Source organism: Nocardia sp. 2TAF39, from assembly GCF_052114905.1.
In the GTDB taxonomy this organism is placed as follows: domain Bacteria; phylum Actinomycetota; class Actinomycetes; order Mycobacteriales; family Mycobacteriaceae; genus Nocardia.
The window spans coordinates 17,232-28,233 of the sequence record NZ_JBFRFQ010000075.1 but is presented as its reverse complement, the minus strand read 5'-3'; the positions used below and the strand labels follow the sequence as shown (position 1 = coordinate 28,233).

Genomic DNA, 11,002 nt, shown 5'->3' with positions numbered 1-11,002 from the left:
GCCCGTGGCTGATCAGAGAGTTCTAGGGATGACGTGGACGAGGCGCTGTGACTATTCAGGGGCGGCCCGTGGCTGATCAGAGAGTTCTAGGGATGACGTGGACGAGGCGCTGTGACTATTCAGGGGCGGCCCGTGGCTGACGCGAGACGCGTTCGAGAGCTGAGTCCGATGTTGAGAGGCGAGAGTACGGAGGCCGCTCGTGGCTGACCCCCAGGGATTTCTGAAGCACACCTCTCGGGAGCTGCCCAAGCGGCGGCCGGTCCCACTGCGCCTGATGGACTGGAAAGAGGTCTATGAGGAGAACTTCTCCCACCAGACCTTGCAAGCGCAGGCCAGCCGGTGTATGGATTGCGGTATCCCGTTCTGTCATAACGGCTGTCCGTTGGGGAACCTGATCCCCGAGTGGAACGACCTGGTCTACAAGGGCCGCTGGCGGGAAGGCATCGACCGGCTGCATGCGACCAACAACTTCCCGGAGTTCACCGGGCGGCTGTGCCCCGCGCCGTGTGAGGCGTCCTGCGTGCTCGGCATCAACCAGGATCCGGTCACGATCAAACAGGTCGAGGTCGAGATCATCGAGAACGCCTTCGATGAAGGCTGGGTGACCCCGGTCTACCCGACCCGCCTCACCGGCAAGAAGGTCGCCGTCGTCGGTTCCGGTCCGGCCGGCCTGGCCGCCGCGCAGCAGCTGACCCGCGCCGGGCACACCGTGACCGTGTTCGAGCGGGCGGACCGCATCGGTGGTCTGCTGCGCTACGGCATCCCGGAATTCAAGATGGAGAAGCGCTTCATCGACCGCCGTCTCGCACAGATGGAGGCGGAGGGCACGATCTTCAAGACCGGCGTGAACGTCGGGGTCGACATCACCGCCGACCAGCTGCGCGAGCGATTCGACGCGATTGTGCTGGCCGGTGGCGCCACCCTGGCGCGGGACCTGCCGATTCCCGGTCGCGACCTGGACGGCGTCCATCAGGCGATGGAGTTCCTGCCCTGGTCCAACCGGGTACAGCTCGGCGACGACGTCACCGATGCCGATGGACTGCCGCCCATCCACGCGAAGGACAAGAAGGTCGTCATCATCGGCGGCGGCGACACCGGTGCCGACTGCCTGGGCACCTCGCACCGGCAGGGCGCCGCGAGCGTGCACCAGTTCGAGATCATGCCGCGTCCGCCCGAGGAGCGCGCCACCTCGACCCCGTGGCCGACCTACCCGCTCATGTATCGGGTTTCGTCCGCGCACGAAGAGGGCGGCGAGCGGGTGTTCTCGGTGAATACGGAGCGTTTCGTCGGCGTGGACGGTAAGGTCACCGGCCTGGAGGCGCACGAGGTCACGATGGTCAACGGCCGCTTCGAGAAGGTCGAAGGCACCGACTTCACCCTCGAGGCCGACCTGGTTCTGCTCGCCATGGGCTTCGTCGGCCCCGAGAAGCCGGGCCTGCTCAACGATCTCGGCGTCGGGTACGACCAGCGCGGCAATGTCCAGCGCGACAAGAACTGGGCGACCAACATCCCTGGCGTTTTCGTCGCGGGTGACATCGGCCGCGGCCAGTCCCTCATCGTCTGGGCCATCGCGGAAGGCCGCGCCGCGGCCGCAGGCGTCGACCGGTTCCTGGAAGGCGAAACCGCCCTTCCGGCTCCGATCACCCCCACCATGGTCGCCCAGCGCTAGTTCCTCTCTTACCGGAGCGGAAACAAAGGCGCCTGTGGAAAATTTGTCCACAGGCGCCTTTGTTCTCGGGCCGCAAACGCGCTCGAAAGCTTCCGGCCGAAGGATGCCGCATGACGGAAATCGGACCTGGTCCGAGTGTCCGAATGGCATCGGGGCGGTTGTGGCCTTATTGTTATCTGCGGCGTGCCGTCGATCTTGGGATCGAGGTTGTGTCGTGCACGTCATAACGGTTGGGTGACTCGTGTTTACCCGGCGTGCACTGGAACGACCTTCGTCGAGTTCAGCATGGAACGCGGCAACTCGGCGGGGAAGTTCACGAGGGCAAGATTTGGACTGGAGCGGTATGCAGTTGAAAAAGGTCGTCGCGGTTCTGGGTGCGTCCGCGGCAGTGATGTCCGGCTTGGTTTTCGGCAGCGGTTCGGTGAACGCGGACCCGGGATGCCCGAGCCTGTACGTGGTGGCGATCCCAGGCACCTGGGAGACCGGGCGCGACAAGACGCCACAGCCCGGCATGCTGGCCGGCGTCACCAGAGGCCTCCCGTCCTCCGCGGATGTCGACTACGTGACTTACGCCGCGACCGCCTTCCCCTGGGAGGGGGAGGTTTACGGCAACTCGAAGAAGGAAGCGGTCGACAGCGCGCGCGGCCTGATCGCGGACATGGCGCAGCGGTGTGGCGCGACGAAGATCGCGCTCGTCGGCTACAGCCAGGGCGCCGACGCCGCCGGTGATCTCGCGGCGGAGATCGGCACCGGTCTCGGTGTCGTGTCGCCGGACCGGATCGCGGGTGTCGGCTTGATCTCCGACCCGCGCCGTTCGCCCACCGATATTCAGGTCGGCCCGGTTGCGCCCGGCGCGGGCGCAGGCGGCCCCCGGGTCGGCGGCTTCGGCTGGATCAGCGACCGCACGCGCACCATCTGCGCACTCGACGACCTCTACTGCGCGACCGCGACCGATGACTTCGTCACCCGGTTCGCCGGGTTCCTCGCCCAGGCGTCGGACGCCAACCCGGCCAACCTGTGGCGCTACCAGATCGAGGCGGGGAACATCATCGGCGACTTGATGGCCTTCGGAGGTGTCCCGACCCTGCAGTCGCAACTGACCGATTCGGCGAACGAGCAGCGGGCCAAAGATCTCGAGCGCTTCTACAACTCGCATGCGCACACTTTGTACGGCAGCTACTCGGTGGGCGGCGGCCAGAACGCTATCTCCTGGATGCACAACTGGATCGCGGGCATGGCCTGATCCTCGAACGAAACCGAAGGCCCATCTCCGAACTCGGAGATGGGCCTTCGGTTTCTCGGTGGGAGACTGGCTAGGCCGACCCGGACGGGAAGAACTGCTGGAACAGTTGCGGCGGCGCCGGCGGGCCGCCCTGCCAGGGCTGGTTGTTCTGCCAGGGCTGGTTGTTCTGCCAGTCGTGGTCGCCTGGTCCGCGCCGGTGATCACCGTCGCGGTGATGGAACGGACCGTCGATGTCGGTGCCCTGCTGCAGCGCGTCCACCGGCTGTACCTGGACCGCGTCGGGCGCGGAGTTGGGAGCTTCTGCGGAGGCGGTCGCCGCGAGGCCCGCGAGCGGTACGACGATCAGCGCACCTGCCGCGGCCACCCGGGTGAGACGCCGCAGCGTAGCGGTTTTGGAGAGCGACACGGAATTCCTTTCTCTCGAACCGTGAGCCGCTGATTCAGTAGGCTCACTGATCCCATCGAAGTTTCCGTCACTGGGACGCCGGTGCGACGCTGCTGGCAATCGACTGTGAAATGCGCGTTCAGGCCCGCGCCGCGATGTTGCGCGGCAGAAGATCCCACACGTGCCCGTTCTCGTTGACGGTCGCTGCGGTCCGGCGCCCGGTGCGGGAGAACAGGATTCGAGTGATCGAGCAGTAGTCGATCGGGAAGGTCAGCGGCCGCTCCAGCCCGAGCATGTCTTGCAGCAGCACGTTGATCACGCCGCCGTGCGCGAAGGCCAGCACGGTGTCGGCCGGGTCGGTGGTCGCGGCGATGTGGATGATCGCCTCGTGTACCCGGGCCTTGAACGCCTCGCTGTCGATCTGCAGCGGCAGATGCCCGGACTTGATCCGCTCGTAGGCGTCCTGGAATTCGACCTTCGCGTCCTCGATCGGGATATAGGCGGGCAGGTCGCGATCGTATTCGGCGAGGTCGTCGACGATCTCGAGATCGAGCCCCAGCTTCGCGGCGGTCGGCGCCGCCGTTTCCCGAGCCCGGCGCTGGGGGCTGCTCACCACCCGGGAGATCCGATGGTGACCGAGCGCGGCAGGCACCCGCTCGGCCTGCTCCAGTCCCACCGGTGCCAGTTCCGGATCGGCGGGCCCGTCCGTATTCAGAATCCGGATCGGCTGGGCGTGGCGAACGAGGATCAACTGCACACGCCCACTCTGCCGGATGACCGCTCCGGCTTCCATCCAGGTCTGCGTGCGTCTGCGCCAGGCCGCTGGTCACATACTCTGAGATATGACCGTCGAGCCGTTTCCGCGTGGGCTCGGTCTACCTGGGCACTCGGGTGGCACCTGGAAGAAACTCGCGGACTATTCGGCGCCGACGAACTCGATGCGGAGGGGGCGTCCGAGCGCACGGTGTTCTGATGGACAGCGCACAAGAAACGGCCCGGTTCGCGGAAAGCGACCCGGGCCGTTTCGGCTCGATCAGCCCCGACGGCTACTGGTTGTTCTTCTTGCGCTGGGCCAAAAGGTAGATACCGCCGACGATCAGCGCGACGACAAGCAGACAGCAGATCGCGCCGAAGATCAGCCCGCCACCGCTTTTCTTCTTCTTTTTAGCGGCGTACTCCGTTGCCGAACTCAACAACACATCCGGATTGGTCCACACGGTGTGATCCAGCAAGGTCGCGTTGGTCAGCATGTCAAGGTACATATTCGAACCCCTCGAGGTGTATCGGCCTCCTCCCGGAGCCGAATTTCCAAGCTTAGCCGTCCGATTCGTCCGATGCGAACTCTGCACCGGTGGTGACCCGGGTCAGCGCGGCTTCACCAGGGGGAACGGTAGCGTCTCGCGGATGCTGCGTCCGGTGATCAACATGGCGATCCGGTCGACACCCATCCCGAGGCCACCGGTGGGCGGCATCGCGTGTTCCAGCGCCAGCAGGAAGTCTTCGTCCAGCTCCATCGCCTCCGGGTCGCCGTTGGCCGCGAGCAGCGACTGCTCGGTGAGCCTGCGCCGCTGCTCCACCGGATCGGTGAGCTCGCTGTAGGCGGTGCCGAGCTCGACACCCCACGCCACCAGGTCCCATCGCTCGGTGACACCTGGAATGCTGCGATGCGCCTTGGTCAGCGGCGACACCGAAGTAGGGAAGTCGATGTAGAACGTCGGCTTCTCGGTATGGGATTCGACCAGGTGCTCGTACATTTCCAGCACCACCTGACCCGCGTCCCAGCCGTGCTGATAGGGCACGTCGGCCTTGTCGCACAGCTCGCGCAACTCCTCGACGCCGGTCTCCGGGGTGATCTCCGCGCCGATCGCCTCGGACACCGCACCGTGCACCGTCTTCACCTGCCACTCGCCGGAGATATCCACCTGCTCGAACGTGCCCTCGTCAGTGGGCCGCAATGCCACCATCGCACCGTTGGCCGCGAGCGCCGCATTCTGGATCAGCTGACGGCAGGTATGCATCATCCGCTCGTAGTCGCTGTGCGCCTCATAGGCCTCGAGGATGGTGAACTCGGGATTGTGGCTGAAGTCGACGCCCTCGTTGCGGAAGGTCCGTCCGATCTCGAACACCTTCTCCATACCGCCGACGCACAACCGCTTCAGGTACAGCTCGGGCGCGATCCGCAGGTACAGATCCAGGTCGTAGGCGTTGATGTGGGTGACGAACGGTGTCGCGTTGGCGCCGCCGTGCACTTGCTGCAGGATCGGGGTCTCCACCTCCAGGTATCCCCAGGAGTTCAGCGAATCCCGCAGCGAGCGCAACACCGCGCTGCGCTTGGCGAGCACCTCGCGGATCTCGGTGTTGATCGCCATGTCGACATAGCGCTGGCGCACCCTGGCCTCGGGGTCGGACAGACCTTTCCACTTGTCCGGCAACGGATGTAGGCACTTGCCGAGCATCCGCCAGTCCGCCGCGAGCAGCGACAGCTCGCCGCGGCGGCTGCGCCCGATCTGACCGCTCACCTCGATCAAATCGCCGAGGTCGAAGAACTCACCGAACTCGGCGCTGCGCTCGGCGCCGACCCGGTCGCGATCGATGACCAGCTGGATATCGTCGGTCCAGTCGCGCACCACGGCGAAGATCACGCCGCCGTAGTCGCGGATCCGCAGCAGCCTGCCGCAGACCCGGACCGTGGTACCCCGCGGGGAGCGCCGCGCCTCGGCGACCGTGTGCGTCGGCGGGTAGGCGACCGGGTAGGCCTCGACACCGGCATCGGCAAGGCGTGCAAGCTTATCCATACGCACGCGCACCTGCTCGGGCCTGCGGGAAGGCTGCTCCTCGCCCTCGACTACGGCGATGTCGGGTGGGCTGCCGTCGGCGTGCAGCCCCGTCATCGTCGCGGGTACCGCGCTGTGCTCACCGGTGTGCGTCGCGGTGTCCGGGTCCCTGCCGAACCGAGGAAGGAAGCCCTCGGCCAGTGCGCTGGCCACCGCGACCCGAGGCAGCTGCCTGCGCTCCTCGAACAAGAAGAACCGGGGCACCCAGTGCGGCTGATACTTCACGTTCGACCGATACAGCGCCTCCAGCTGCCACCACCGGGAGAAGAAAAGCAGCACGCCGCGCCACAACCGCAGCACGGGACCTGCACCGATCCGGCCGCCCTCCTCGAACACCGAGCGGAACACGGCGAAGTTCAACGACACCTTGGTGATGCCGTGCTGCTCGGAGGTCAACGCGAGCTGCGAGATCATCAGCTCCATCACGCCGTTCGGGCTCTGCGGGTCGCGGCGCATCAACTCGAGCGAGGCGCCGGTGCGACCCCAGGGCACCAGCGACAGCATGCCGAGCACCCGGTCCTGTGGGTTGACCGCTTCGACCAGCAGGCAGTCGCTGTCCAGCGGATCGCCGAGCCTGCCGAGCGCCATGGAGAACCCGCGCTCGGTCTCGGTGTCGCGCCAGGTGTCCGCGCGGGCGATGATCCCGGCGAACTCCTCGGCTGGGATATCGCGGTGCCTGCGGATGCGGATTGCGATGCCGTGCTTGCGTAGCCGGTTCGCGGCCTGACGCACCGGCTTCATCTCAGGGCCCGCCAGCGAGAAGTTCCTGGTGTCGAGGATGGCCTCGTCGCCGAGGCGCAATGCCGAAAGGCCAGCGCGTCGATAGGCCGTCGCGCCGAACTCGCTTGCCCCCATCACCGCGGGAGCCCAGCCGAATTGGTCGGCCAGGCGCAGCCAGGCATCAATCGCCTGTGGCCAGGCCTCGCAGATGCCGATCGGGTCGCCGCTGGCAAGACAGACGCCCAGCTCCACCCGGTAGGTCACCGCCGCCTTGCCGCTCGGCGCGAACACCACTGCCTTGTCGCGCCGGGTGGCGAAGTAACCGAGCGAATCCTCCACGTCCGAGCGCTCCAGAAGGCCGCGGATCGCGGACTCGTCCGTCCCGGTCATCGCGTTTGCCGCACGCTGCGAGCGCAGCAGGATGAGCACCGCCGCCAGCAGCGCGATGGCACCGAACAGACCGAGTAGGAAGTTGACGAACGGGCGCGGATGGCCGTCGAAGTGTTCGTTGTCCACCAGCACCGCCGCGGTCACCCGATAGACCGCCCAGCCGAGCCGCTGCACGCCCTGCGGCAGGCTGCCGGGGAACAACTCCACCAGGCCCCAGCCGAGCAGACAGCCGATCGTCAGCCCTCCGACCAGCACACCGAGCGCCTTCCAGCCCGCACCGCGGCGCACCTTGGTATAGAACTCCGGCCACGCCGCGATGAGTACGCCGATCACCGCGATGTGCAGCACCATGGCGACCAAGGCATTGATGTCGCCCTCTTCGGCGAAGTCGACGCCGTTGGCGAGCGCGAAGAGCGCGAGATAGCCGAGCAGCAACCACCAGGCGATTCGTTTCCGGCTGGCGATGGCACCCGCCATCAGACCGACGACCAACGCCCACATCAGGTTGGTGTCCGGCGCGTCGAAGTAATAGTTGTCGACATAACGGCGCGGCACCTGAGTCAGGAAGCGCAGCCCGGGCGAGAGGCTCCAAAGAAAGCACAGCACAGCGAACACACCGAGCGTCAATCCCGCGATATGCGGCACCTCGGCGAGTCTTCCGTGCCCCCGATGCGGAACCGGCGGCGTAGGTCTGTCAGCGAGTGGTTCGGTGTTCAGGTGTTGCTGGGCTGGCGACTGCGTCGCGGACGCGGCGGCCGCTCGGACGCGAGCCGGGCCGCGAACGGGGAATGCTCGGTCTCGCTGCGCTCGGAAACTGGGGGATGCCGTGTGGTGCTGTCATGAGGTTCGGCGTGGTCAGACGTGTGCGGTGGTCAGGGGCCTTGGGAGTCCTGGGTGGTCGGGATGTGCTGTAGGGACCTGAGGTGGTCGGGATGCGCTGTAGGGACCCGAGGTGGTCGGGATGTGCTGTAGGGACCCGAGGCGATCAGGGCGCGGATCATGGTGTCGGTGGTCGGTGGTCGGTGGTCGGTGGTCGGTGGTGGGCCGGGTCCTGAGGCCGGTTGCTGGGTTGGGCGGGTGCGCTAAGGCCTTATAGGCCGAGCGTCGGGGCGCGGCGTGGGTCCGGGGTGACCGGAGTGTGCTGCGGCGCAGCACTGCGCTCGGCCATGTCGGCTTCGGCAGCGGCCCCTGTGTCTCGGCCGCTGGCCCTGGTCGAATATGCGGTTCCGGGTAACCACGGGCGTGCTGTGGATTCGGGTGTGGGCCACGGATGCGGCCGCGGTTGAATGTTGCTCTCGGGTCGCCGGGGGTGCAGGGCGGTGTCCGGTGAGTCCGGGTGGGGGAGTAAGTATTTACCCCATGTCAGAACCAGTCGATGTGCCGATCGATGACGACGTTATTCGGCTCGGTCAGTTTCTGAAGCTGGCCAACCTGATCGAATCCGGTTCGGAGGCCAAGACGGTGATCGCAGCCGGGTTGGTGCGGGTGAACGACGAGGTCGAGCTACGTCGCGGCCGACAGTTGCACGTCGGCGATGTCGTTGCCCTCGCGGGTCACAAGGCCAGGGTGTCGGGCTGACCGGCCGCCCGAGCGACGGCCCCGGAGGCGGTAGCTCGCGTGACTACGGAGGGACCTGGGAGCCTCGACGAATGGGCTCAGTCCTCGGCGCGTACGACGACGCCGTCGTTGTCGCTGTAGAGCATGTCGCCGGGAATGAAGGTCACACCGCCGAATTCGACCGGCACATCGCGGTCGCCGCTGCCGGTCTGGGTGCTCTTGCGCGGGTTGGTGCCCAGCGCCTTGATTCCGATGTCCAGGCTGCGCAGGATGGCGGAGTCGCGGACCGCGCCGTTGACGATGACGCCTGCCCAGCCGTTCTCGACGCCGCGCCCCGCGATAATGTCGCCGACCAGAGCGGTGTGCACGCTCGCGCCGCCATCGACCACAAGCACCTTGCCTTCGCCTTGCTCGGCTAGCGTCTGCTTGACCAGCAAGTTGTCCTGGAAGCAGCGAATGGTGGTGATTCGCCCGGAAAACGCTTCGCGTCCGCCGAACTCGAGGAACTGCGTATCGCAGCTGCGGATCTCCGGGCCGATCTCATCGGCCAAGTCGGCGGTGGCGACAACATTCTGCGATTCGGTCACTGTGTCGATTTTGCCGTGCCTGCAGTACGGCGTAGTTGTGGCCCCCACGAACCGGCCGCGAACGGACGCTCGTAAGCCTCGGGCCGTTGGGGTGCGTGGGGAAGTGATTGTCCGAATCAGTTGAGCGACTGGCAGTTATGGAATTCGGCAATTCCTGGGGTTGGCGTCGCGGGTCAGGTAGGAGGAGTGCGGTTTCAGTCGTCGCTCGCGATTGTCTGCGCGAACAAACCTCGCGCGCGGTTGCTCACCGTATGCGCGCTCCTGCTCGGCGATTTCGCCCTATCGATGTCCGTAGCGCAGTTGGTAGAGGTCCCGATCGTGGTCGGTAATCTTGCCGTGGTCCACCAAATCCGCACTCAATCCGTGCTGGACCAGGCGGAAGCGCCGCCAGACGTAGCTGAGTGCGACCGTGAAGACGACCAAGGGGACGATCATCATCACGATCAAGCCGATCTTCAGCGGCATCGGCCCTGGAAACAGCAATACCAGGGCGAAGAACGGGATGGCCGGCCCGAGAAACCGGACGAGATATCGCTCCATGGCCCCGTGTCCGACGAGGTCGTGGATGACCCACTCGTGCAGCTCCTCCGGGAGTTCGCGGCCCAGATCGTAGGCGATCCGCTGCCTTATCGTGGGGGTTTTCATGCCTCAAGGCTATGCCTGTGATGTAAGACACCGCTAGGTTGTGGCGCTGAGCTTCCCGCTCATCCGCGTCCGTGCCTGCGCTCGTAATCAAGGCGTTCGTGCTCGGCTCGGCTGCGGGCATCGGCGTCCGCCAGCGCTGGGTCGAGGCCGTGCTTGATCAGCCGATGGCGCCGGTAGACATACAGCAGCGCTACGGTGAAATAGATCAGTGGCAGATACAGCAGCGCCATCATTGCCAAGCCCATCCACAGCGGGCCCGGCAACAACAGGAACAGCATGAGGACCGGGATGATCGGTACCAGGAAGCGCAGCAGATAACGTCGCGTCGCGCCGGGCCCGACGAGGTCCTGACGCACCCATTCCGACATCGAGTCCGGCAGCGTGCGGCCACAGATGTAGCCGATGCGCTGGGTGAAGGAGGGCCTCGAGGTCATGGTTCCAGCATCCTGGCCGGTCAGCGCCCACGCAACCGGCGCTGACATCGCGCCGGCGCTACGCGCGCGAGGCATGGAAGTCTTTGATCTGGGCGACCAGGTTGTGCGTTGTGTGCTGCACGGCGATCTTCACGAACGGTTCGATCGTCTTGCCGAGCGCACGACCCGCCAGGCCGCCGGGCACCCGGAAGTCCACGATCGCGTCGACGGTGCAGAGGGCGTCGCCCTTGGTGTGGAACAAGAAGGTGGACTCGATCTCGAAGCCCTTGATCGACTTCACCGCGATGGCATAGCTCTGCTCCCAACGGATCACCTCGATCCGTGACTTCAGCGCGGCTGGCCCGAGCTTCATGTGCCCGTCGAAGGTCGCGCCGACCCCCTCGGTCTGCTCGCCGACCGGGGTGAAGGACTGGATGCCGTGCAGGAAGCGCGGCAGATTCCGATAGTCGTTCACGAATGCGAACGCGGACTCCGCCGAGGCTGCGCAATCCTCGACGATCTTCACTTCGGTCATGCCGAAACAGTAACCGGCTTCGAT

Annotated in this window: 11 protein-coding genes; 3 read left to right on the top strand and 8 right to left on the bottom strand. The window is 66.0% G+C overall.

What is annotated here, in order from left to right; genetic code table 11:
* Positions 1-199: 199 nt before the first annotated feature.
* Positions 200-1,669 carry a glutamate synthase subunit beta gene (locus AB4Z47_RS29370; protein WP_441955735.1) on the top strand — a complete coding sequence of 490 codons (1,470 nt, stop codon included), beginning with the start codon at positions 200-202 and terminating at the stop codon, positions 1,667-1,669.
* A 343-nt stretch (positions 1,670-2,012) separates the two neighbouring features.
* Positions 2,013-2,912, top strand: a complete 900-nt coding sequence (locus tag AB4Z47_RS29365) for a cutinase family protein (RefSeq protein ID WP_441955733.1) — start codon at positions 2,013-2,015, stop codon at positions 2,910-2,912.
* Between the two features lie 70 nt (positions 2,913-2,982).
* Here the strand turns inward: AB4Z47_RS29365 and AB4Z47_RS29360 are convergent, their stop codons facing one another.
* The 4 genes from AB4Z47_RS29360 to lysX all read right to left on the bottom strand — a co-directional run bounded on the left by AB4Z47_RS29360 (position 2,983) and on the right by lysX (position 7,958).
* Positions 2,983-3,318, bottom strand: a complete 336-nt coding sequence (locus AB4Z47_RS29360) for a hypothetical protein (RefSeq protein ID WP_441955731.1) — start codon at positions 3,316-3,318, stop codon at positions 2,983-2,985.
* Between the two features lie 118 nt (positions 3,319-3,436).
* A complete protein-coding gene (locus AB4Z47_RS29355; protein ID WP_441955729.1) occupies positions 3,437-4,054 on the bottom strand; it encodes a histidine phosphatase family protein in 618 nt (205 codons plus the stop codon).
* Between the two features lie 289 nt (positions 4,055-4,343).
* Positions 4,344-4,559 carry a hypothetical protein gene (locus AB4Z47_RS29350; protein WP_441955727.1) on the bottom strand — a complete coding sequence of 72 codons (216 nt, stop codon included), beginning with the start codon at positions 4,557-4,559 and terminating at the stop codon, positions 4,344-4,346.
* 102 nt (positions 4,560-4,661) lie between these two features.
* Positions 4,662-7,958 (bottom strand): bifunctional lysylphosphatidylglycerol synthetase/lysine--tRNA ligase LysX, encoded by a 3,297-nt coding sequence (lysX, locus tag AB4Z47_RS29345; protein ID WP_441955741.1) that lies wholly within the window; start codon positions 7,956-7,958, stop codon positions 4,662-4,664.
* A gap of 642 nt (positions 7,959-8,600) precedes the next feature.
* Here lysX and AB4Z47_RS29340 point away from each other — a divergent pair.
* Entirely contained in the window at positions 8,601-8,819 is a 219-nt protein-coding gene (locus AB4Z47_RS29340; RefSeq protein WP_040772585.1) for an RNA-binding S4 domain-containing protein, read from the top strand.
* 77 nt (positions 8,820-8,896) lie between these two features.
* Here the strand turns inward: AB4Z47_RS29340 and rraA are convergent, their stop codons facing one another.
* The 4 genes from rraA to AB4Z47_RS29320 all read right to left on the bottom strand — a co-directional run bounded on the left by rraA (position 8,897) and on the right by AB4Z47_RS29320 (position 10,978).
* Complete coding sequence (gene rraA / locus AB4Z47_RS29335; protein WP_441955725.1) at positions 8,897-9,385, bottom strand: ribonuclease E activity regulator RraA; 489 nt, start codon at positions 9,383-9,385, stop codon at positions 8,897-8,899.
* 279 nt (positions 9,386-9,664) lie between these two features.
* A complete protein-coding gene (locus AB4Z47_RS29330; protein WP_441955723.1) occupies positions 9,665-10,030 on the bottom strand; it encodes a DUF5313 family protein in 366 nt (121 codons plus the stop codon).
* 59 nt (positions 10,031-10,089) lie between these two features.
* Positions 10,090-10,464 carry a DUF5313 family protein gene (locus AB4Z47_RS29325; RefSeq protein WP_441955721.1) on the bottom strand — a complete coding sequence of 125 codons (375 nt, stop codon included), beginning with the start codon at positions 10,462-10,464 and terminating at the stop codon, positions 10,090-10,092.
* A gap of 58 nt (positions 10,465-10,522) precedes the next feature.
* Positions 10,523-10,978, bottom strand: a complete 456-nt coding sequence (locus AB4Z47_RS29320) for an SRPBCC family protein (protein WP_441955719.1) — start codon at positions 10,976-10,978, stop codon at positions 10,523-10,525.
* Between the last annotated feature and the right edge of the window lie 24 nt (positions 10,979-11,002).